This is a genomic window from Novosphingobium kunmingense (genome assembly GCF_002813245.1).
Classification (GTDB): Bacteria; Pseudomonadota; Alphaproteobacteria; order Sphingomonadales; family Sphingomonadaceae; genus Novosphingobium; species Novosphingobium kunmingense.
In genome coordinates, this window is record NZ_PHUF01000002.1 from 69489 (window position 1) to 92957 (window position 23469).

The following is a 23469-nucleotide window of genomic DNA, read 5'->3' on the forward strand; positions in this document are numbered from 1 at the left end:
TTCCTTGGACGTGAAAAAGCCAAGCCCCGGCGCGGGCAAGTCAGCGAAAACCTGCATGGCCGGGGCGATTGCCGCGCCCTTACGCCAAAATCCCGGCCAGCGCAATCGAACCGCGCCGCCGCCGCGGGTGGACTTGTTCGGGGCGCGGCGGCAGGATGCCTGCAATGAGACTTGCCCTGACGTTCATCGCCTTGCTGCCGTTGGTTGCGCCCGCCGCCGCACAGACCGCCAGCCCGCTTTCGCTTCAGGTCGAGACAATTCTCGCCCAGGCCCCCAAGGGCGCCCGGTTTGGCGTGCTGGTCGTCGACGATGCGGGACAGGAGATCCTTGCGATCGATCCCGACCAGCGCTTCATCCCTGCGTCAAATACCAAGCTGTTCACGACTGCCGCCGCACTCGATGCGATGAGCGACGATGCCGCCGCAGTCGAGGCGCGGGCAGCAACGTCGCTGGCCCTGGTTCCGGCGGCCAGAGGCGCGCCGGACGTGGTGCTGACCGGCGGGGGAACGGCGCTTTCGACCGCGAACGAATGCGTCAAGCGGTGTCTTGGCGGGCTGCTGTCGGGCATCGCCATGAAGGCTCGCAAGGTCGGCAACGTGATTGCCGACGATACCGCCTTTGCCGACCAGCGATGGAGCCCGGGGATGAGCTGGAACAACATCCCGACCGAATCCGGCACGGCCGCCTCGGCCATCGTGGTCGATGACAACGAGGTGCCGCTGGTCGTGTCGCCGGGCACTGCCGGTGCGCCGGGCGTCGTCGCCGTGACGCCCTATTTCACCGTCCGGAACGAGGTCCAGACCATTGCCGAAGGGCAGACCAGGCTGGCGTTCGATCGCGCGGTCGGCAGCCGCGAACTCCGCGTCTACGGGATGATCCCGGTCAATGCGGCGCCTTGGCGCGAGCGGCTGGGGATCGACGATCCGGCCGAATTTGCCGGTTGGCTGGTGCGCGAAGGCCTGCTTGCCCGGGGGGTCAAGGTTGGCGGCAAGGTGATCGTGCGGCACCGCCCGCTGCAAGGCCTGGGCGTGGTGTCAGCGCCTGCGAAGGCACCCGAGCCGAGGCTGGCGCTCGCGGTCATGCCCGCTCCGCTGGCCGAAGAGGTCGCTGTGATCAACAAGCCCAGCCAGAACCTGCGCGCCGAAGTCCTGCTGCGCCGACTGGGCCTGGTCGCCGATGCGAAAGACCCGCTCGGACCGGTCACTGGAGAACCGGGATCGCTGGAAAGCGGGGTGGCGGCAATAAACGCCACGCTGGCACGGGCGGGCATCGCGCGAACCGCCTACGATTTTTCGGACGGATCGGGCATGTCGACTTACAACCGCATATCGCCGCGCGCTGCGGTCGGCCTGCTGACCTGGGCCAAGGGGCAGGCCTGGGCGCCGGTCTGGCGGGCCTCGTTGCCGGTCGGCGGGATCGACGGAACGCTGCGCCGCCGCTTCATCGGAACCCCGGTCGCCGGCAAGGTCTGGGCCAAGACCGGCACGCTCAACGCCACCAACGCGCTGTCAGGCTATCTCCAGGCGGCGAGTGGGCGCGAATTGACCTTTTCGATCCTGGCCAACGACGTCCCCGGCGATGCCAGCGCAGTTCCGATGATCGACGCGCTCGTCGTCGCCATCGCCGCAGCAAACTAGGATACGTCTCGCGACCTGTGCCATTGTTGCCACATGTGACGCGGGCCATGCACCGCTGTCACCGGCCTGTCGCCTTTCGCCTAGCCAAGCCTCAAGCTTTTGATAGTCTTTGTATTCGAAGCCCCGGTCGCCGTCAGGCCCGGTGGCTGACGGACAAGGGGGGTAATCATGATCGTTCGCAAACTGCTTCGCGCAGCGTGCCTTGGTGGCATTTCGCTTGGGGCCCTGGCCGGTGCGGCTCAGGCCCAGGACATTTCGACGCCGGACACCGCGCAAGCCGACGATAAGGACGGCATCGTCGTGACCGGCTCGCGCATTCGCCAGGACCCGGCCAAGTCCGCTCTGCCGCTTCAGATCGTCACGCCCGACGATCTCAGCCGCGAAGGGATCAGCAATCCCGAACAGCTGATTTCGTTCCTCGCCTCGAACGGCAACGGCGCTGACAATCTGGCCTCGAACTCCGACGTCATCAGCGGCGCAGGGCGCGGCGCGAACGGGCTTTCGTCTGCCAATCTCCGCGGCCAGGGGCCATCGTCCACGCTGGTCCTGCTCAACGGCCGGCGTGTCGCGGCCCACGGGCTGTCCGGGGCGGCTGTCGACGTCAACCAGGTCCCCCTGGCGGCAATAGAGCGGGTCGAAATCCTCAAGGACGGGGCTTCGGCGATCTACGGCACCGACGCGATCGGCGGGGTCATCAACTTCATCACCAAGAAGAACTTCCGCGGCATCGACCTGACCGGTTTCTACGATATTACGGAGGAAGGGGACAGCCCGATGCGCCGTCTTTCGGGCACGGTCGGTTTCGGTGATCTGGATAACCAGGGCTTCAACGTCATGGCCTCGGTCAGCAAGAGCTGGAACGGCGCGCTGTTCGGCAAGGACCGCGATTTCGTGAACGGCAACCAGCCAAGCCGGGGGCTGTCGATCGACACCCGCGGCACGCCGATCGCGACTGCCTTCCCGCTCAACCCGCCCGCGACGGGTATCGGCATCACGGGGGGCGGTACCTTGTTGGGGAACACGACGGGGACGTTGACCAACCTGACCGTCAATGGCGTCCGGATGAACGGCGGGGTCAACGTTCTCGATCTGCCCGGCGGCGCCGGTTGCGATTCGATGGCCGGTGGGATGGCATACGACGAAGTGCTATGGGTCACCCCCGGCGCGGCTCTGGCCTGCGCCTGGGACACGGGTCGTGCGGTTACCCTTCAGCAACCGATCGATACCCTGACCTACTACGGCCGTGCAACGGCGCGACTGGGCGATCACGAGCTGTTTGCCGAAGTGACCGGGTCCAAGGCCCACTCGAGCAAGCTGTTCTCGAACAACCAGTATTCAGCGAACAACACCTCGCTTCCCATCGCCTACCCGCTCAATTCCCTGACCGCCGCGACATACAACGACATCTATGACCGGCTGGCCGCGGTGTTGCCCGGCCTGGGCGCGGTTGGCGACCGCACCGTTGATGCCAACGGGCGATACGGATTGCCGATCGCCTACCGCTGGCGCTGCGTTGCCTGCGGCAACCGCGAATACACGACCGATACAAAGACTTTCCGTGCCGCGATCGGGCTTGAAGGCCCGATCACGGACAACTGGGAATACCGCATCGGTGGCGGCTATGCGGAAAGCCAGGCCACCTCGATCCTGGGTTCGGGCTACCATTACCGCGGCGTGTTCCCCAGCAATGCCGCAGCCGTCGCCTCCGGAACCGGCGCAACGCTTGCCGGTCAGGCCGATCCGCGCGCACCGACCGCGCCGGGCGCCACGGCACCGGGCATCGTCGGCCTGCTCAACAGCGGCATCCTCAATCCCTTTTCCATCGTTCAGACGCCCCAGGCGCTGGCTGCGCTTGAAGCGGTCTCGGCAAAGGGCACCCGGCTCTACGGCGGCAAATATACCCTGTGGCAGGCCGACGCCGCTGTGACCGGCGATCTGTTCGAACTGCCCGGCGGCACGGTCAAGATTGCCGTGGGTGCCGATTATCGCCGTGAAGGCTATGGTTTCGACGGGTCGGTTGCCGGCGACCAACTCAGATCGCCCGACATCTTCAATGTCGCGTTCGACAATGCGAACCAGTTCTCCAAGGTCACGCGGGACGTGAAGGCCGCCTATGCCGAAGTGCTGGTTCCGGTGATCGATTCCTTCGAGATAACCGGCGCCGTTCGGGTCGACGATTACACCGGTTTCGGGAGCACCGTGAACCCCAAGGTCACCGCGAAGTTCGAACCGGTCGACTGGCTGATGATACGCGGATCCTATGGCACCGGCTTCCGGGTGCCGACCTTCAACCAGATCTTCAATGGGGTGACCCAGACGCCCAACCCGGGCGGGGGTCTGACCGATCCGACGACCTGTCCCGCCGGTGGGTCAGTGAACGTCACGCCGGGCTGCAACCAGATCAATCCGGATTCGATCAACGGCGGCAATCGCAATCTCGGACCCGAGACGTCCGAGCAGTTCAGCGCCGGCATCGTCCTTCGGCCGACCTCGCGGTTCAGCCTGTCGGCCGACTACTGGAACATCGCCGTCGACAACGTGATCGGCTCGATCACGCTGACCCAGTTGTTCGCCAACATCGCGGCCTTCCCCGAACGCATCGAACGCACGAACGGGATCATCACGCTGGTCGATCTTCGAACCGGCAATTTCGGTTCGCGCCGGACCAGCGGGATCGACTTTTCTGGCCGCGCGGCGTTCGATGCCGCTGCCGGGACGCTTTCCGCCGGTTTCGATGGCACTCTGCTCCTGACGAAGAAGGAAAAGCTGCTGCCGAACCTGCCCTATACGAACCTGCGCGGCGTCTATTCGCTGACCGGCGATATCGGGATCAAGTGGAAGCACAACGCCTGGATCAGCTTCACCAAGGATGACTTTACCCTGTCGTTCTCGCAGATCTATCGTGGCGGCTATGCCAACGGCTGGCTACCGCGGATCACCAGCCCGAACGTCAGCGCGACACGTCCCGACTACAACGATCGCGTCAAGGCGTACCATATCTACAACCTCTCGGCCACGCAGCGCATCGACGAGAACTTCCAGCTCACGCTTGGCGTGCGGAACCTGTTCAACGCCGATCCGCCGTTTGCGATCACCTATGACACCGACACCGGCACCGGCAGTTCGTGGGAGCCGCGCGTTGCGGATCCGCGCGGGAGGTCGTTCACGGTTGCCGCAGAGGTCAAGTTCTGAGGCTGGCGAACAGCGACAATCCATGGGGCGGCCGTTGGGTCGCCCCATTTTTTTGTCCGATGGTCTGGGGAAGACAGAGGCTATCCGATTGCCCGTGCCATGCGGCCCGTTCATAAGCCCGCCATGACGGTTCACGAGGCGCACCGCGGGAAGACGCTTGTCGAGGGTGGATCGGCGCTGGCTCTGGTGCCGCGCTGGCTCGGGCGGCTGTGGGCGGGCGGCTTCAACCGCCTGCTCGACCGGGTAGACGCGGGGCTGGAGCAGGGCCTCGTTCGCGTCGGTCTGCCCGACGGGACGATCCGCCAGCTCGGCGGCCGCGCGCCCGGCTTCGAGGCGGAGGTTACCGTACACGACTGGCGCGCGTTGCTGCGCCTGGCCACGGCAGGCTCGGTCGGCTGCTACCAGGGCTGGGAGGCGGGCGACTGGTCCAGCCCCGATCCGGTCACGCTGTTTGCGCTGTTCTGCGCCAACGCCGTCCCGCTGGGCGATGCGGCGCGATCGCATGGCCCGTGGCGCTGGGTCGGGCGGCTGATCCACCGTCTCAACCGCAACAGCCGCGGCGGCGCGGCGCGCAACATTCACGCCCATTACGATCTCGGCAACGATTTCTACGCCGCCTGGCTCGATCCCACGATGATCTATTCCAGCGCCATCTTCGGCGACGATCTTGACGAAGACGAACCGAACCGTCCGCGCAACCTGCACCAGTTCTTTTCCGAACTGAGCATCGGACAGAATCGCAAGTGCGATGCGATCGATCGGCGGTTGGCCTTGCGCCAAGGTGACCGGCTGCTCGAGATCGGGGCGGGGTGGGGCACGCTGGCCGCGTTCCTGGCCGAAAAGTACGACGCCGACGTGGTGGGGCTGAGCCTGTCTGACGAACAGATCGCCTGGGCGCGCGAGCACTGGAAGCTGACGGCCGGTTCGTTCGACTACCGCAAGCAGGACTACCGTGACATGGCGGGCACCTTCGACGCCGTGGTCAGTGTCGAAATGGTCGAGGCGGTGGGGCAGGAATACTGGCCCGATTTCTTCGATTGCCTCGATCGCAACCTGAAACCCGGCGGACGCGCGGTTCTGCAATATATCGCGATCGACGACCGCGTGTTCCCGGCCTATTCGCGCGGATCGGACTTCATCCAGACCTATATTTTCCCGGGCGGGATGCTGGTCAGCGAGAGCGCCTTCCGCGCCCTTGCGGCCGAGCGCGGTCTGCAATGGACCGACCAGCACGATTTCGGTCTCGACTACGCCGAAACGCTCTATCTGTGGCGGATGAACTTCGACGAGGCGGTGGCAAGCGGTGCCATTCCCGACGGTTTCGATGACCGTTTCATCCGCCTCTGGCGGTTCTACCTGATGTATTGCGAAGGCGGCTTCCGCGGCGGCCTGATCGACGTCGCGCAGGTCACGCTGATCAAGCCGGCCTGATCGCCGTCAGGCGACCGGGCGGAACTGGCTGCCACCGCGAAAGCGGGTGAGGATGTTGTCGTGAACGATCGGGCTCAGCAGGTTGTCGAAGGCGCAACCGGCCAGGCTGTTGTCCCACCAGATCACTTCGGCCTGCAGGCTTTCGAGGCCCGGCAGGGTCAGCCAGCATACGGTGCCCGGCTGAAGGCGGTTGACCGCCGCGGCGCAGAACCCGCTCAACGACAGGTCGTGGACCACCGTCTGGAAGCCACGGGCCCCCGAAATGCGCATGGTCGCTGGAATGTTGATGCGCGTCCGCGGCGCCGAACGGTCTTCCTGCGCGGCCGTGAAGTACGAGTCCCGAGTGCCCAGCAAATATTCGTTCATGTCGTGCGCCCCTCACTGCAAGCATGACCGTAAATCCGGTCCGATACGCCTTACATGGTATGGAGGGTTGCGGTTGCCGAGGCTTTAGGAGGAATGGTTAACGCGTTCGCGGTGCGGGCTGGCGATCTGTTCACCAAGTAACGCGACGATGCGGTCCGCAACGACTGACGCCGGCTTCACCGAAGCCGGGTCTTCGCCCGGATAGGCCCGCGCACGCATGTCTGTGCGGGTCGCGCCTGGATCGACGATCGCGACCTTCAACGAACTGATATTGCAGGTTTCCTGCGCGTAACAGTCGACCAGCACCTCGGCTGCCGCCTTGCTGGCGGCGTAGGCTCCCCAATAGGCGCGGGGCGCCGTCGCGACGCTGGTCGTCAGATAGACGAGCCGTGGATCGACCGCCTTGCGCAGCAGCGGATCGAAGCGTGCGATGAGCGCCTGGGTTGCGAGCAGGTTGACCGTCAGCGCGCGGCTTAGGGCGACCTGGTCGATATCCTTGACCGCTGTCAGCTCGGGCAGGACCGCTGCGCCATGGACCAGTATGTCAATCGACGGCCAGCGTCCGGCCAGGGCGTTGGCCAGTCGCGCGATGGAATCGGCGTCGGTCAGGTCGACCGGCGCTATCGTCGCCGCGCCGCCGGCCTCGAAGATCCGCTCTTCGATGGCTTCGAGCTTCGTGGTGTCGCGCGCAGTCAGGACAACGTGGGCGCCGGCGGCGGCCAGGGCCTCGGCCACGGCCGCGCCAATCCCCTTGCTCGCCCCGGTGACGAGCGCGATCCTGCCAGTGAGGTCAGTCATGCGACCTTGCCGACCGCCAGAGGAAGCTGATCCTCGTCCGCCTCGCGCTCACCCAGGTCGGTAAGCCGGGTCGGATAGTCGCCGGTAAAGCAGGCGTCGCAGTGCTGCGGGCAAGCGGAGTTGCGCTGATTTTCGCCCACCGCACGGTAAAGCCCGTCGATCGAGACGAAGGCGAGGCTGTCGGCCTGGATGAACTCGGCCATTTCGGGCACGCTCATCCGCGCGGCGAGCAGCTTGTGCCGCTCGGGCGTGTCGACCCCGTAGTAGCAGCTGTTGTTGGTCGGCGGGCTGGCGACCCGGAAATGCACTTCCTTGGCGCCGGCATCGCGCATCATCTGCACGATCTTCATCGATGTGGTGCCGCGCACGATCGAATCGTCGATCAGCACGATGCGCTTGCCTTGGACCAGCGCGCGGTTGGCGTTGTGCTTGCGCTTCACGTCGGCGTGGCGCGCGCCGTCCGACGGCTGGATGAAGGTGCGCCCGACGTAGTGCGAGCGGATGATGCCGAGGCCGAAGGGGATGCCCGACTGCTGGGCATAGCCGATCGCCGCAGGCACGCCGCTGTCGGGCACCGGAACCACCAGGTCGGCCTCGACCGGGGCTTCCCTGGCCAGTTCGGCGCCGATCTGGCGGCGCACTTCATAGACGGACTGGCCGCCCATCACCGAATCCGGCCGGCTGAAATAGACGTGTTCGAAGATGCAGGGCCGCGACGGATGGCTGCCGAAGGGGCGGTGGCTGGAAACGCGGCCATCCTGGCGCACTTCGACGATCTCGCCGGGCTCGATCTCGCGGACGAATTCGGCCCCGACCACGTCGAGCGCCACCGTTTCGCTGGCAAAGACCGTCGCATCGCCAATCCGCCCCATGACCAGCGGCCGGATGCCCAGCGGGTCGCGGCAGGCGATCATGCGCTTGGGCGTCATGCAGATCAGCGAATAGGCGCCTTCGACCATGCGCAGCGCATCGACCAGGCGGTCCATCAGCGTGGGGTATCGGCTGGTGGCGATAAGGTGGATTATCACCTCGGTATCCGAGGTCGACTGGAAGATCGCGCCCTTGGCCACCAGTTCGGCCTTGAGGTGCATCGCGTTGGATATGTTGCCGTTGTGCGCGATCGAGAACCCGCCGCGGGCAAGGTCGGCATGAAGCGGCTGGACGTTGCGCAGGCCCGAACCACCGGTGGTCGAATAGCGCACGTGGCCCGATGCCATGTCGCCGGGCAGTTCGGACAGGATCGCGTGGTCGGAAAACACCTGTGCGACGTGGCCGATGCCGCGACGGGCGAAGAATTCGTGGCCGTCCCAGCTGACGATGCCGCAGGCCTCCTGCCCGCGATGCTGCAGGGCGTGGAGCCCCAGCGCCGTCATCGCGGCGGCGTCCTTGGTGCCGATGACACCGAAGATGCCGCATTCCTCGCGCAATTTGTCGCCGTCCGCATCCCACGGCGTTTCGTCGCGCGAGCTGTCATTCATAATCATGGGTATCGCCTGGCCTCGATGAGCACCCTGTCGGGCGCGCATGTGGCCTTTCCGGCGTCCGAAAGCAAGGGCGCGGGCGCAGATCGCCGGTGAAAGCGGTCTGCCTTGCCACTGCGGGCCTGCCCGCCTACATCGGCGGCTCCTGCCAGCCTGACCAGACGAGCCCCTGCTTGATCCTTTCCCCTTTTGAATGGACGATTGCCAAACGCTACATGCTGCCCGGCCGCGGAGAGGCGTTCATCGCCCTGGTCGCAGGGATCAGCCTGGTCGCGGTCATGCTGGGCGTGGCCGCGCTGGTCATCGTGATGAGCGTGATGAACGGATTCCGCGCCGAACTGTTCGACAAGATCGTCGGCCTCAACGGCCATGCCATTGTCCAGGCTTATGGCGGGCGGCTGGAAAACTGGCGCGAGGTGCTGAAGCAGGTCGAGGCGACGCCCGATGTGACGCGCGCCTCGCCGTTGATCGAGCAGCCGCTTCTGGGCAGCCTTAACGGCCGGGTCGAGGCGGTCTTCGCCCGCGGCAACACCCAGGCCGACATTCAGCGGCTGGCGCCTAAGGTCAAGGCCGGTTCAATCGCCGGGGTGACGCCGGACAGCGGCAACGTGGCGATCGGCTCGCAGCTTGCGCAAAACATCGGCGCCCGGGTGGGCGACAAGATCACGATCATCAACCCGCAGGGTCAGTCGACCCCCTTCGGCACGGTCCCGCGCGAGATTTCGTACAACATCGCCGCGATCTTCGAGATTGGCATCTACGACTACGACGAACGCTTCGTCGTCATGCCGCTGCTTGACGCGCAGACCCTCCTCCTGTCCGGCGATACGGTGGGCATGATCGAGGTTCAGGTGACCGATCCCGACAACGTCCAGCAAATCCTCGAGCCGGTCCGGCAACGACTGGGCGGACAGGCCGTGGTCACCGACTGGCGGACGATCAACGCCAGTCTGTTCGAAGCATTGGCGGTGGAACGCGTGGCCATGTTCGTGGTGCTGTCGATCATTGTGCTGGTGGCGGTGTTCAACATCCTGTCGAGCCTGATCATGCTGGTTCGCGCCAAGACGCGCGACATCGCGATCCTGCGGACCATGGGCGCCTCGCGCAAATCGCTGCTCAAGATCTTCGTGACCATCGGCTTCGTGATCGGGGCTCTGGGCACGGTCGCGGGGCTCGTCCTGGGCCTGATCTTCCTGTTCTTCCGCCAGTCGATCGTGCGCGGTGTGGAGATCGTCACCGGGCAGAACCTGTGGGACCCGTCGATCCGCTTCCTGACCGAGCTGCCCAGCCGCAGCGATCCGTTCGAAATCGCGGTTATCTGCGGCATGGCGCTGGTCTTCAGCTTCCTCGCCACGCTCTATCCGGCGCTGCGCGCGGCGAGTACCGATCCGGTCCAGGTGCTGCGTTATGAGTGAAATGATGCTTCGCGATGCCGTGGTCAGGCTGACCTTGCTGACTCGCAGCTTCGAACAGGGCGGGGTGCGGATCGATGTGCTGCGCGGGGTCAACCTGGCGGTCGCGCCGGGAGAGATCGTCGCCCTGCTTGGCCCCTCGGGGTCGGGCAAATCGACGCTTCTTCAGGCTGTCGGCCTGCTGGAGGGCGGGTTTGGCGGCAGGATCGAGATCGACGGCGTCGATGCCTCGGCGCTCGACGGCGATGCGCGCACCGTGCTGCGGCGAGACAAGGTCGGCTTCGTCTATCAGTTCCACCACCTGCTGCCCGATTTCAATGCGATCGAGAACGTGGTCCTGCCGCAGATGGTCGCAGGCAAGACGCGCGGCGAGGCCGAGGCGCGGGCGACCGAGCTGCTCGATGCACTCGGCCTCGGCGCGCGGCTCGATCACCGGCCCAGTCAGCTTTCGGGCGGAGAGCAGCAGCGCGTCGCCGTGGCCCGCGCGCTGGCCAACCGCCCGACATTGGTCCTTGCCGACGAGCCGACCGGCAACCTTGACGAAAAGACGGCCGACACTGTGCTCGGCCAGTTCCTCGAACTGGTCCGCGGCACCGGCAGCGCCGCACTGGTCGCAACGCACAACGAACGCCTGGCCCTGTCGATGGACCGCGTGGTCCGCCTGCACGAAGGAGTGCTGCAATGAGCGAAGCCAAGACAATCGCCGATTTCACCGCCACGCTGCCCAGTGGCGAGGAGATCAGCCTTGCCGACAAGCTCGGCAAGGTGATCCTGGTCGTCAACACAGCCAGCAAGTGCGGCTTTACCCCGCAGTACGACGGGCTCGAAGCGCTGTGGAAGAAGTATGGCGCCCGGGGCTTCGAGGTCATCGCCTTTCCCTGCAACCAGTTCGGCGCGCAGGAGCCGGGCAGTGCGGACGAGATCGCCGAGTTCTGCAAGGTCAACTTCGGCCTCAGCTTTCCGCTGATGGGCAAGATCGACGTCAATGGCCCTGACGCGACCCCGCTTTACGACTGGCTGAAAAGCGAGGCGCCGGGGCTGATGGGATCGAAGTCGGTCAAGTGGAACTTCACCAAGTTCCTGATCGACCGCAAGGGCCAGGTCGTGCGGCGCTACGCCCCGCAGGACAAGCCAGCGAGCCTCGAAAAGGATATCGAAAAGCTGCTGTGAAAGGTGCTGCACAGGCTTTTCCCCGCCTAGCCCGGCGACTGCCCTTGATCGTGCGCATGCGCGGGCGTTAGCTTTCGCAGATGGCCTACGTCCCCTTCGTTCCGCTGCGCGTCTATTCGAGCTACACCATGCTGGAAGGCGCGGTGGAGCCCAAGGCCTTTGCCAAGATGGCCAAGGACCGCGGTTTTCCAGCCGTGGCGATGACCGACAAGAACGGCCTTTACGGGGCCATGGCCTTCGTTGGCGCCTGCCGCGACGCCGGGATCCAGCCGATCGTCGGCAGCTGCCTAGCCGTTGGCCGCGAACACGGCGACGCGATAGACTGGCTGACCCTGCTGGTGCAGAACGAGGACGGGTGGAACAACCTGTGCGACCTCGTCAGCCGAGCGCACCTCGACCGGCCGCTCGAACGCGATCCTCACGTGACTCTCGCCGACCTCACGGGCCGGACCGACGGTCTGATCTGCCTCACCGGCGCGGGCGACGGGGCCCTTGCGCGGCTGTTGGCCGAGGGCCGCAGCGAGGCGGCCGAGGCGCTGTGCGAAAAGCTCGAGGCTCTGTTCCCCGGACGGCTCTACGTCGAGGTCGCCCGGCGCGGCGATCCGGTCGAGGATGCGAGCGAGGACGCGCTGGTCGACCTGGCCTATTCCCGCGACCTGCCGCTGGTGGCGACGAACCCGGCCAATTTCGCCGATCCCGGCTTCCATGGCGCGCACGATGCCATGCTCTGCATCGCCAATTCGACCCACGTCGACGCGGCCGAGCGCCCGCGTTCCAGTCCTCACGCCTGGGTGAAAAGCGGCCCGATGATGGCCGAACTGTTTCCCGACCTGCCCGAGGCCCTGGCCAACACCCTGGTTGTCGCGCAACGCTGTGCCTTTGCCCCACCCAAGCGCAAGCCGCTGCTGCCCAGCCTTGCCGGCGACAAGGCGGGCGAGGCGCAGATGCTGATCGACGACGCCCGCGCCGGCCTTGATGCCCGGCTCGCGCCCTATGGCGAGCTCAGCGTCGAGGAACGGCAGGCCTATTTCGACCGCCTCGATTTCGAGACCGGCGTGATCAACACGATGGGCTTCGCGGGCTACTTCCTGATCGTCGCCGACTTCATCAAGTGGGCCAAGGACAACGACATCCCGGTCGGCCCGGGGCGCGGTTCTGGCGCCGGTTCGGTCGTGGCCTGGGCGCTGACCATCACCGACCTCGACCCGCTGAAGCTGGGCCTGCTGTTCGAACGTTTCCTGAACCCCGAACGCGTCTCGATGCCAGACTTCGACATCGACTTCTGCGAAACGCGGCGCGGCGAGGTGATCCGCTACGTCCAGCAGAAGTACGGGCACGATCACGTCGCCCAGATCATCACCTTCGGCAAGCTGAAGGCGCGCGCCGTGCTGCGCGACACCGGCCGTATCCTGCAGATGAGCTATGGCCAGGTCGACCGGCTCTGCAAGATGGTGCCCAACCACCCGACCGACCCCTGGACCCTGCCGCGCGCGCTCAATGGCGTGGCCGAGCTGAAACGCGAATACGACACCGACGAGGAGGTCAAGCGCCTGGTCGACCTGGCGGTGCAGCTCGAAGGCCTGCCGCGCAATTCGTCGACCCACGCCGCGGGGGTCGTCATCGGCGACCGGCCGCTGGCGCAACTCGTCCCGCTCTACCGCGATCCGCGCTCGGACATGCCGGTGACCCAGTTCGACATGAAATATGTCGAGGACACGGGCCTGATAAAGTTCGACTTCCTTGGCCTTAAGACGCTGTCGGTACTCAAGAAGGCGCAGCAGCTGATGCAGCGGCGCGAAATCGACATCGACCTGTCGGCGCTGCCCTGGGACGACGAGCAGGTCTATCGCCTGCTCCAGTCGGGCGACACGGTGGGGGTGTTCCAGCTCGAATCCGAAGGCATGCGGCGCACGCTGGCGGCGGTCAGGCCGACCAATTTCGGCGACATCATCGCGCTCGTCTCGCTCTATCGCCCCGGGCCGATGGACAACATTCCGTTGTTCGGGCGGCGCAAGAACGGCGCGGAACCGATCGAATACCCACACGCCAAGCTCGAAGGTATCCTGTCCGAAACCTACGGGATCTTCGTCTACCAGGAACAGGTGATGCAGGCGGCGCAGATCCTCGCTGGCTATTCGCTCGGCGATGCCGATCTGCTGCGCCGGGCCATGGGCAAGAAGGTCCAGGCCGAAATGGACGCGCAGCGCCAGCGCTTTGTCGACGGATGCCGCGAGGTTTCGGGGATCGACAAGGCCAAGGCCAACGAACTGTTCGACTTGATCGACAAGTTCGCCGGCTATGGCTTCAACAAGTCGCACGCCGCCGCCTATGCCTTGCTGGCCTATCAGACCGCCTGGCTGAAGACGCATTACCCCCACGAATTCTACGCCGCGTCGATGTGTTTCGACATGCACCAGTCCGAAAAGCTCGCGGTCTTCGTCGACGACATGCGGCGCAACGGGTATGCACTTGAAGGGCCGGACATCAACCGCAGCGAGGCCGAGTTCACGGTCGAGCGTACCGATGACGGCTACGCCGTGCGCTACGCGCTCGCGGGCATCCGCAATGTCGGCGAAAAGGCGATGGATCAACTGGTCGCCGAGCGTGAGGCCCACGGCTGGTTCGAAAGCCTCGACGAAGTGTTCCGCCGGGCGCCGGCGGGTTCGATGAACCGCCGCCAGCTGGAAGGGCTGGCCGCCGCCGGCGCGTTTGACAGCCTCGAGCCTAACCGGGCCAAGGTCATGGCCAGCGCCGACATGCTGCTGGCCGTCGCCGACGAAGCGACGCGGAGCCGCAACAGCGGTCAGGCCGCGCTGTTCGGCGGCGACGATCACGCCGCCCCTGCGGTGCGCTTGAACGAGGTCGAACCGTGGAGCCGGGCCGAGCAGATGACGAAGGAGCGCGAGAACTTCGGCTTCTATTTCGCCGCGCATCCGGTGGCGCAGTGGCATTCGGTCGCTTCGGCCAATGGCGCGCGATCCTATGTCAGCCTGATGGAGACCGGCGTGCCCGGCGGCGGACGCATGCCGGCGGTAATCGCGGCCATGGTCGAAGGCGTACAGAAGCGGCGCACCAAGCGCGGCGCGGATTTCGTCATGGCCGAGTTTTCCGACAGCTCGGGCCAGTTTTCCGCCTCGTGTTTCGAGGAAAGCCTGGTCGAACCGATGATCCAGTGGGCGAAGGATGGGACCTGCCTGCTGCTTCAGGTTGAACTTGATTCCCCCAGTGCCGACGAACCGCCCCGCATCACCGTGCGCGGCGCCCGGCCGTTGTCCGAAGTCAAAAGCGCCGCCAGCATGATGCTGAAGCTCGACGTGTTGCGGGCTGAAGCCTTCGCCACCCTGCGCGACATGCTGGTCGGTGGTGCCACCGGCCGGGGCGAGGTCGTCGCCACATTGCGCACCGGGGGGGATACCGAGCCCGTCATTCGCCTAGGCCGCGACTTCCAGATCGACGGTGATCTTGCAGAACGCTTGGCAAGCGTCGAAGGCCTTGCCAATGTGGTGCTGACGGCGCGGCGCGGCTCGGCAAACCTGAGGCTCGTCGCTTGACGATGAGTCTTGGGAGAATGAAATGCCGGCAGCCATGCACCCGCTGGGAGCAATGCAGGACTGGGATCTGCGGGTTACGCATCTGATCGATCACGCCGCGCGCGAACACGGCGCGCGCGAAATCACCACGCGCTGGGCCGACGGCAGCGAAACCGTCACCAACTGGGCCGGAATCCGCCATGATGCGCTGCGCATGACGCAGGCGCTGAGAAAACTCGGCGTCGTTGCGGGCGACCGGATCGCGACCCTTGCGATGAACCATTCGCGCCACTTGGTGTCGTGGTACGGTGCGGTCGGCGTGGGCGGGGTGCTCCACACCATCAACCCGCGGCTGTTCGACGACCAGCTCGAATACATCGCCAACCATGCCGAGGACCAGGTCCTGCTTTACGACAAGGCCTTCCAGCCGATCGTCGACCGGATGCAGGCGAAGTGGACCACGATCCGTCACTACATCTGCTTCGACAATGGCGATTTCGAGGATTGGATCGGCGCCGAGGACGGGCAGACCGAATGGGCCGATGGCGACGAACGCGACCCCTGCATGCTGTGCTACACCAGCGGCACGACCGGCCACCCCAAGGGCGTGCTCTACATGCACCGCTCCACCATGCTGCACGCGATCACCGGGCTGCAGCCGGCGATCTTCGACTTCGACGCGCGCAGCGTGATGCTGCCGGTGGTGCCAATGTTCCACGCCGCCAGCTGGGGCCTGCCCTGGTCGGGTGCCGCGGCGGGCATCAGGTTCGTCTTCAGTCAGGTCAACGACGCGGCGGTGCTGTGCCACCTGATGAACCGCGAAAAGGTGACCCACTCCGCCGGGGTGCCGACCGTGTGGCTGGCAACGTTCCAGCATATGGACGCGACGGGCGAGGGGTTGCCTTCGCTGCGCCACGCGATCATCGGCGGGTCGGCCGCCCCCCGCTTCATGCTGGAACGGCTGATGAAGATGGGCGTGAACGTGGCCCACGCCTGGGGCATGACCGAAACCAGCCCGATCGGAACCACCGGCGCCAAGACCTGGGACTGGGACGATCTCTCGTTCGACGAACAGGTGTCGATCAAGCAGATGCAGGGACGCGTGCCATTCGGTGTCCAGCTGCGCACCGTCGACCTTGACGACAACACCGTCGAACTGCCGCGCGATGGCAAGTCCGCGGGCGCGCTGCAGGTGCGCGGGCCCTGGGTGATCAAGCGCTATTTCAAGGCAGAAGAGGATGCCGCTCCCGATCCGGACCAGTGGTTCGACACCGGCGACGTCGGCATCCTCCACCCCGACGGCACCCTGCAATTGACCGACAGGACCAAGGACGTGATCAAGTCGGGCGGCGAATGGATCAGTTCGGTCGAGCTGGAAAACGCGGCCTGCGGCCACCCCGGCGTTGCCGAAGCGGCGGCGATCGGCATCTTCCACCCCAAATGGGACGAACGCCCGATCCTGGTGGTTGTCAAGAAGCCGGGTGCGGAGGTCACCGCCGATGATATCAAGGCGCACCTTGCCCAATCGGTTGCCAAGTGGTGGCTTCCCGACGCAGTCGAGTTCGTCGACGAGATCCCCCACGGCGGAACCGGCAAGATCAGCAAGAAGGACCTGCGCGACCAGTTCCGCGACTATCGGCTGGCGGACGCCTGAGCGGTGACCGCCTACGTCGATCCCGATCGCGAAAACTGGCAGCGCTTCAAGGACCTGCCGCGCGACCGGCCGATCCACATGCTCAACCTGATCAAGTTCCGCGATCTCGCCGCCTATCCTGAAGGTCACCCCAGTCACGGCATGGGACTGACGGGCCGCGAAGCCTATGCAATCTATGCCGAGGGCTTCCAGCGGCTCGTCGCGCAGGACGGCGCGGCCATGGTGTGGCAGGCGCCGCTGGAATGCGTTGTCACCGGGCCGGAAGGCGAATGGGACGAGGCCTTCGTGATGGGCTATCCCGACAGCGCCTCCTTCATGGCGATGGTCAAGAACGAGCAATACGTGCGCGATATCGTCCCGCACCGCACTGCCGCAGTCGCCGACAGTCGCCTGATCCGGTTCCGTGGCTAAACGGGACAGCTTCGAATAGGCGTGCACCACGGATTGCATAACCGCGGATTTGTGACATCCTCCTGTTCGGTCGCGCATCGGGGAGATTGCTCTCATGACGCTTGCTCGAATTGGCGGTCTCGCCGCACTTGCCGCAGGACTTATCGCCGTGCCCGCCTTAGCCAGTCATAGCTGGGGCAGTTACCACTGGGCCAATTCGTCCGGGCCGGTCGATCTGACGATCAACGTTTCCGTCACATCGCAGTGGACGTCGTCGGTAAGCACGGCAATCAGCGACTGGCAGAAATCTTCCAATCTGGCCCTGACACCGCAAGATTCGACCGCCAATCGCAAACGGTGCTCGGCGATCAGCGGCCAGATCCTGGTCTGCAACGAGGCGTACGGGCCGCGCGGGTGGTTGGGCATTGCGTCGATCACAACGGATTCCAGAGGGCACATCAAGTCGGGCACGACCAAGCTTAACGATACCTATTTCGCCAGCGGCACCTACAACACGCCCGCTTGGCGTGCGCTGGTCGCATGCCAGGAGATCGGGCACGACTTCGGTCTTGCCCATCAGGACGAAAATTTCGGCAATCCCAATCTCGGTACGTGCATGGATTACACCAGCAATCCGTCGACGAACCAGCATCCCAACCAGCATGACTACGACCAGTTGGCGGCGATCTATAATCACTTCGATACCTACTCGACCTCGTCCGCTGCGGTGGCGACCAATTTCGGCATTCGCGACTTGCGCAATCCCCGGCCAGCAGCCGAAGACTTAGGCGATCCGGGCGACAGCCCCGCCGACTGGGGGCGATCCGTTCACGATGACGCGAAGGGGCGGCCCGATGTGTTCGTCATGGATCTGCCAGGAGGCGGACGACGGATCACTCATGTGTTCTGGACGCTTGAGGTCAAGCGAAGCGAGATCCATCACGACTGAGAAGGACGACAGGCAGCCTTCGTCAGAGCAGCGAAAGCTGCCCGCCGGGGCTGGGTCGGACGAAATGGCTGCTGTCGAGCTTCAGGCTCACCGTGTTCATGCCGAGCCGCCTGGTGGCGAGGCGGAAGCGCGTGCGGAACACTTCGGCCCAGACGCCTTGCGGTTTCATCCGGCTGAAGAAGGAGGGATCGTTGTCGCGTCCGTTGCGGACCGACTGAACGATGTTCATCACCTTGCCGGCCCGTTCGGGGAAGTGGACTTCAAGCCATTCGCGGAACAGCGGCGCTACCTCGTGCGGCAGGCGCAACATGATCCAGCTGGCCGACGTGACTCCTCGAGCTGCGGCCTCCTGCAGGATTCCTTCAATGAACGCGTCGGTGATCGACGGGATGACCGGCGCGATCGAGACGTGAGCCGGGATCCCTGCCGCGACCAGGCTGCCCAGCGCCTCGAGCCGCTTGGCAGGCGAGGATGCACGGGGTTCGAGCAGACCGGACAGCCGCGGATCGAGGCTGGTCACCGATACGCCCACCGCCACCAGGTCGAGCCGGGCCAGCTCGCGCAGCAGATCCATGTCGCGCGTCACCCGCGCGCTCTTGGTTGTGATAGTCACCGGGTGCCGCGTCTCAAGCGCCACTTCTAGGATCTGCCGCGTGATCCGGTAGCGTCCCTCGATCGGCTGGTAGGGATCGGTATTGGTGCCCATCGCGATCGGCGCGGGCCGGTAGTTGGGCTTGGTCAGCGTTTCGCGCAGAATCCTTGCCGCATCGGGCTTGGCGAACAGCTTGGTCTCGAAATCCAGCCCCGGCGACAGGTCGTGATAGGCATGTGTCGGCCGGGCGAAGCAGTAGATGCACCCATGCTCGCAGCCCCGATAGGCGTTGATCGAGCGGTCGAACGGAATATCGGGCGATTGGTTGAAGCTGACGATGGTTTTGGGCTTCTCCTCGACCACCGTTGTACGCAGCTTCGGGCCGGGGCCATCGATATCCTCGCGCGCGTCGAGCCAGTCGCCATCAAGCTCGCGCGCGGCAAGGCCGAAGCGCTGCGGCACGGCGTCCGACTGCGCGCCGCGGCCATGTACGGGAGAGGGTGGACTCGCCATCCCGCCAAACTAGAACAAAATGAGAACTGTTGGAAGCGTCAGCGCGACCGTTGGATCGCTCCGTTGGCGCCGATGCGCACCGCCTGCGATCCGGTCAGCCCGGGGAAGGTCGGCCACAGGCCCTGTGCCAGCGCCAGCCGGCTTTCTGACGGTCCGCCGGCCTGCCGCTCGTACATCCAGTAATTGCGCATCACGATGTTCACATAACCGCGCGTTTCCCAATAGGGCACGCTTTCGATCCACAACAGCGGATCGCCCTTGTCCTTGATCTCGTATTGCCAGCGCGTGATCGGGGTCAGACCGGCGTTGTATGCGGCCATGACCTTGGGCAGCAGGCCCTGTGTCCCTGCCGAATTGCGCAGCATGTCGAGGTGACGCTGCCCGAAGGCGAGGTTCACGTCGGGCCTGTTGAGATCGCTGGGCGAGCCGGTGTAACCGAGGTCGGCCGAATGGTCCTTGGCCGCGGCTGGCATGATCTGCATCAGGCCGCGTGCCCCGGTCGGGCTGATCGCGCCAGTGCGGAACACCGATTCCTGCAAGGCGTGGGCATAGACCAGCGCCGGATCGACTTTCCAGCCGCCAACAGGGGTCCACTTCGGCGTGGGGAAGCGCGCGGCTGGCTCGGCCTTGCCGCCCTGTGGTGCGTTGTAGGCCATCCACAACTGGGTCGAAGGCAGGCCAAGATCGCGCGCCAGACGCGACAGGGGTTGGTACTGTCCTGCGCCGCCGATCCGCGCCTGGTGGCGAAGCACCTCGTCGGCGAGGCCGTCCTTGCCGATCTCGGCCAGTTCGACCGCGACGCGCACATTGTCCACGTCGCGCATCTTCTGCCAGTCCGCGGCACTGAAATCGGGCGCTTCGTGCGTCCTGGGCAGGGTAAGGCCAAGCTGTTCGGCGGCCATCATGCCGTAAAGCGTTTCGTCGAGTTTTGCCGCGCGCTGCAAAGGCGCGCCGGCCAGCTCGGGCTTGCGGCAGCGGACCAGCGCGCGGCTTTGCCAGTAGAGCGCGGCGGCGGTCAGCTCGCTGTTGTCGCTGAACGACGTGGTCCGGGCAAAGGCATCGGCCGCGCCCTGGCAATCATCGAGCCTCCAGGCGGCGAGCCCGGCCGTCCACCAGCCCTCGGCCACCCACGGACCGGCGCCGTCGTTTGCGGACTGCGCGAGCGCATAGGCCGACAGGTCATCGTTTTCGATATAATAGGACCAGGCGATCTTGGCGCGCCATTCGGCCCGGGCATAGGCGGAAAGCTGGGTATCTATCCCGTCGAGCAGGGCCTTGGCCCCGGCCGGGTTGTCCGCCTTGATCGCGCCCAGGATAGCGTTCGACACGGCGGCGGGCATGGTGCCGTCACTGGTATCGCGCGGCCGGATGCGCTTGGCTCGGTTGGGCATCTGCACCAGCGAGGTCGTGCCGGGCAGCGAAGGCACGGCGGTCACTCCGCGCTTGGCGGCAAGGCTGGCGATCTGCTCGGCCTGGGGCAGGGCGGTGCCCTGGGCCAGCCAGGCGCTCAATTCACCGCCTTCGATCTTCGGGGAATTGGCGGCGAGAAAATATTCGGCGCGGGCGACCTGGTGCAGCGGACCGTCGGCGCGTTCGGAGAACATCGCCTGGACGCGGGCCCAGTCCGCACGATCGATCGCGGCGAAGAGATCGCGGTAATAGGCGCGTTCGTCCTGGCTGAGAAGCGAAGGGACCGCGGTGTTGCTGGCCCGGTTGCGAAAGTAGTCGACTGCGGCGCTGTTCGCCTGCGCGGCGAGCGGCGCAATCAGGGCGCAGGCGGCCACTCCGAATGCGGCACAACGAGCCTTGGCAACAGCGATCAAAATCAGTTCGTCCCCATCCAGTCGGCGCCGGTCCAGTCGAGCAAGGTCTGCCACAGGCGGGCCTTGCCCCGGGCCCGTGTCGCAAGGGCGGCAAGCCCCGGTGCGACGAGCGCCGGAATCCTGCGATTGTCATGACCCGAAAACGGTAAAAATCCGTCTCTTTTCGCCGGATCGTGGCCAAGAAGCGATGAAACGTTGCCTCCCAGCACAAGAATTCGCTGCGGTGACGCGAGGGCTACGTGATGCGCAACGATCGATCCTAGCCCATCGGCCGCCAGCATCGCCCAGTCGGGCATTGGCATCGAACGCGGAAGGGCGCTGGCAAGGTAGACGTGGTCGTCGCGCAGACCCAGCGCGCGCAGTACTCCTTGCAGCAGCCCGCCCTGCGGCCCCGAAAGCAGCAATTCGGCATCCTCCGGCTCGGGCTGGTCGACCAGCACCATCAGCTTTGCCCCGGCCGGTCCGCGCGGCGCGACACGGCCTTCGACGCGCCCGTCGTCGAGAGTCGGCTCGCCCAGCCACCATGCGGCAAAGGCGTCGAGGCTCTGCGGCCAGTTTTCACTGGCGCCGCCGAAGCGCGCGCGGGGCGGCGCCTGCGACGCGGCGGCCCTTGGTGCGATGGCGGCCGGCGCCACGGGCTCGGGCACCGCGGCCTCAGGTTCCGCCAACCATGCCGTAGCCTCATCGGCAAAGTGGCAATCGACCCCGGCGAGCCGCCACCAGTCGAGCGCGGCGGCAATCGCGCCTGCTGGAAGGTTCGAACTGTTGCTGTTTTGTGAGGCCGGATGCACGATCAGGGTCTTGACCTGCCGCGGCGCTGCAATCAAGGCATGGGACGCAAAAAATGACGCAAAGCAGCGGGGACCTGGACTGGCCATGAGCGAACGTGAATCGATGCCCTATGACGTCGTGATTGTCGGGGGCGGTCCGGCCGGCCTCGCCGCGGCGATCCGGTTGAAGCAGGTCAACGCCGACCTTTCGGTCTGCGTGCTGGAAAAGGGCAGCGAAGTGGGTGCCCACATCCTGTCGGGCGCGGTGATCGATCCCAAGGCGCTGGACGAATTGCTGCCCGACTGGCGCGACCAAGGCTGCCCAATGGCGGAAACGCCGGTGACGGACAACTGGCATTGGGTGCTGAGCCGCAAGGGCAAGTTCTCGATCCCGCACTGGCCGATGCCGCCGTTCCTGTCGAATGACGGCAACTACACCGGCAGCCTTGGCAACCTGTGCCGCTGGCTGGCCGGCCAGGCCGAAAACCTTGGCGTCGAGATCTTTCCCGGCTTTCCAGCCAGCGAAGTGCTCTACAACGAGGACGGCTCGGTCAAGGGCGTCGCCACGCAGGACATGGGCGTGGCCAAGGACGGCAGCCACAAGGGCGATTACATGCCCGGCATGGAACTGCACGCCAAGTACACCTTCTTCGCCGAAGGCGCGCGCGGCCACCTGACCAAGCAGCTCAAGGCCAAGTACGATCTTGAGGCCAACTGCGAACCGCAGGTTTACGGCATCGGCATCAAGGAACTGTGGGACATCGATTCCGACAAGCACGTGCCCGGCCGCGTGATCCACACCCAGGGCTGGCCGCTGTCGGAAAGCGACAGCTGGGGCGGCGGATTCCTCTATCACCAGGCCAACAACCAAGTTGCTTTGGGCTTCGTCACCGCGCTCGATTACAAGAATCCGTGGGTCTACCCATTCGAGGAATTCCAGCGCTGGAAGCAGCACCCGGAAATCCGCGCCATCCTCGAAGGCGGCCGCCGCGTCTCTTACGGCGCGCGCGCGATCAACGAGGGCGGCTGGCAGTCGGTGCCCAAGCTCGACTTCCCGGGCGGCGCGCTGATCGGCTGCTCGGCCGGCTTCGTCAACGTGCCGCGGATCAAGGGCAGCCACACCGCGATGAAAAGCGGAATGCTGGCCGCCGAGGCCGCCGCTGCCGCCATTGCCGCGGGCCGCGAACATGACGCCATGGCCGAATACGATGCCTCGGTGCGCAGCAGCTGGATCGCCAAGGAACTGAAGCTCGTCCAGAACGCCGAACCGATGGTGGCAAAATGGGGCGGCGACCTCGGCACGATCCTGGCCGGCGCCGACATGTGGCTGCGCACCCTGTTCGGTTTCGGGCTGTGGAAGCCGATGAAGCACCACCGCGATTACGAGATGCTGCAGCGCGCCGATCTCTACCAGCCGATCGCCTATCCCAAGCCCGACGGCGTCATCACCTTCGATCGCCTGTCGAGCGTCGCGCAAAGCTTCACCAACCATGCCGAAGACCAGCCGGTCCACCTGCAGGTCAAGGATCTGGAACTGCAGAAGGTCAGCGAACTCGGCGTCTTCGCCGGGCCCTCGACCCGCTATTGCCCCGCCGGCGTTTACGAATGGCTGGGCGTCGAGGAAGGCGAACCGCGTTACCAGATCAATTCGCAGAACTGCGTCCACTGCAAGACCTGCGACATCAAGGATCCCAACCAGAACATCACCTGGGTCACGCCCGAAGGCGGCGGCGGGCCGAACTATCCGAACATGTGACCTGC

At 65.4% G+C, this 23469-nt stretch carries 17 protein-coding genes; 11 read left to right on the forward strand and 6 right to left on the reverse strand.

Going from position 1 to position 23469, the window contains the following annotated elements; all coding sequences use genetic code 11:
• The first annotated feature begins 164 nt into the window (after positions 1-164).
• The 3 genes from dacB to B0I00_RS00340 all read left to right on the forward strand — a co-directional run bounded on the left by dacB (position 165) and on the right by B0I00_RS00340 (position 6260).
• Entirely contained in the window at positions 165-1637 is a 1473-nt protein-coding gene (dacB, locus tag B0I00_RS00330) for a D-alanyl-D-alanine carboxypeptidase/D-alanyl-D-alanine endopeptidase (RefSeq protein ID WP_100865396.1), read from the forward strand.
• Between the two features lie 168 nt (positions 1638-1805).
• A complete protein-coding gene (locus tag B0I00_RS00335) occupies positions 1806-4829 on the forward strand; it encodes a TonB-dependent receptor domain-containing protein (protein ID WP_100865397.1) in 3024 nt (1007 codons plus the stop codon).
• A 123-nt stretch (positions 4830-4952) separates the two neighbouring features.
• A complete protein-coding gene (locus B0I00_RS00340) occupies positions 4953-6260 on the forward strand; it encodes an SAM-dependent methyltransferase (protein ID WP_100865398.1) in 1308 nt (435 codons plus the stop codon).
• A 6-nt stretch (positions 6261-6266) separates the two neighbouring features.
• On the opposite strand, the gene B0I00_RS00345 is transcribed toward B0I00_RS00340, so the two are convergent.
• From B0I00_RS00345 to purF, 3 genes are all read right to left on the reverse strand, one after another.
• Positions 6267-6626 carry a PilZ domain-containing protein gene (locus tag B0I00_RS00345; protein ID WP_100865399.1) on the reverse strand — a complete coding sequence of 120 codons (360 nt, stop codon included), beginning with the start codon at positions 6624-6626 and terminating at the stop codon, positions 6267-6269.
• A gap of 84 nt (positions 6627-6710) precedes the next feature.
• Positions 6711-7424, reverse strand: coding sequence for an SDR family NAD(P)-dependent oxidoreductase (locus tag B0I00_RS00350; protein WP_100865400.1), 714 nt, complete (start codon positions 7422-7424; stop codon positions 6711-6713).
• Complete coding sequence (gene purF, locus B0I00_RS00355; RefSeq protein WP_408635188.1) at positions 7421-8908, reverse strand: amidophosphoribosyltransferase; 1488 nt, start codon at positions 8906-8908, stop codon at positions 7421-7423. Before purF ends, B0I00_RS00350 begins: the two co-directional genes overlap by 4 nt.
• 170 nt (positions 8909-9078) lie before the next feature.
• Between purF and B0I00_RS00360 the strand changes: the two genes are divergently transcribed.
• The 7 genes from B0I00_RS00360 (at position 9079) to B0I00_RS00390 (ending at position 18010) form a co-directional block, all read left to right on the forward strand.
• Positions 9079-10320: a lipoprotein-releasing ABC transporter permease subunit gene (locus B0I00_RS00360; protein ID WP_100866401.1), complete on the forward strand. Its 1242-nt coding sequence runs from the start codon at positions 9079-9081 to the stop codon at positions 10318-10320.
• Positions 10313-11002, forward strand: a complete 690-nt coding sequence (locus tag B0I00_RS00365; RefSeq protein ID WP_100865402.1) for an ABC transporter ATP-binding protein — start codon at positions 10313-10315, stop codon at positions 11000-11002. Before B0I00_RS00360 ends, B0I00_RS00365 begins: the two co-directional genes overlap by 8 nt.
• Positions 10999-11487: a glutathione peroxidase gene (locus B0I00_RS00370; RefSeq protein WP_100865403.1), complete on the forward strand. Its 489-nt coding sequence runs from the start codon at positions 10999-11001 to the stop codon at positions 11485-11487. The genes B0I00_RS00365 and B0I00_RS00370 overlap by 4 nt, the downstream gene beginning before the upstream one ends.
• A gap of 80 nt (positions 11488-11567) precedes the next feature.
• The gene (dnaE, locus tag B0I00_RS00375) at positions 11568-15038 is read left to right on the forward strand and encodes a DNA polymerase III subunit alpha (protein WP_100865404.1); all 3471 of its coding nucleotides are present in this window, start codon (positions 11568-11570) and stop codon (positions 15036-15038) included.
• A 34-nt stretch (positions 15039-15072) separates the two neighbouring features.
• Positions 15073-16671 carry a long-chain fatty acid--CoA ligase gene (locus B0I00_RS00380; protein WP_100866402.1) on the forward strand — a complete coding sequence of 533 codons (1599 nt, stop codon included), beginning with the start codon at positions 15073-15075 and terminating at the stop codon, positions 16669-16671.
• Between the two features lie 3 nt (positions 16672-16674).
• Positions 16675-17082 (forward strand): DUF1330 domain-containing protein, encoded by a 408-nt coding sequence (locus B0I00_RS00385; protein WP_100865405.1) that lies wholly within the window; start codon positions 16675-16677, stop codon positions 17080-17082.
• Between the two features lie 94 nt (positions 17083-17176).
• A complete protein-coding gene (locus tag B0I00_RS00390) occupies positions 17177-18010 on the forward strand; it encodes a hypothetical protein (RefSeq protein ID WP_100865406.1) in 834 nt (277 codons plus the stop codon).
• Between the two features lie 22 nt (positions 18011-18032).
• Here B0I00_RS00390 and B0I00_RS00395 read toward each other — a convergent pair whose 3' ends face one another.
• Genes B0I00_RS00395 through B0I00_RS00405 form a run of 3 tightly spaced genes read right to left on the reverse strand, consistent with a single transcriptional unit; the run spans position 18033 to position 21729 of the window.
• Positions 18033-19115 carry a PA0069 family radical SAM protein gene (locus B0I00_RS00395; protein ID WP_100865407.1) on the reverse strand — a complete coding sequence of 361 codons (1083 nt, stop codon included), beginning with the start codon at positions 19113-19115 and terminating at the stop codon, positions 18033-18035.
• Between the two features lie 38 nt (positions 19116-19153).
• The gene (locus B0I00_RS00400; RefSeq protein WP_232730051.1) at positions 19154-20899 is read right to left on the reverse strand and encodes a lytic transglycosylase domain-containing protein; all 1746 of its coding nucleotides are present in this window, start codon (positions 20897-20899) and stop codon (positions 19154-19156) included.
• Between the two features lie 41 nt (positions 20900-20940).
• A complete protein-coding gene (locus tag B0I00_RS00405) occupies positions 20941-21729 on the reverse strand; it encodes a uracil-DNA glycosylase family protein (RefSeq protein WP_232730052.1) in 789 nt (262 codons plus the stop codon).
• 85 nt (positions 21730-21814) lie between these two features.
• Here B0I00_RS00405 and B0I00_RS00410 point away from each other — a divergent pair, with 85 nt between their 5' ends.
• A complete protein-coding gene (locus tag B0I00_RS00410; protein ID WP_100865408.1) occupies positions 21815-23464 on the forward strand; it encodes an electron transfer flavoprotein-ubiquinone oxidoreductase in 1650 nt (549 codons plus the stop codon).
• Positions 23465-23469 lie beyond the last annotated feature (5 nt).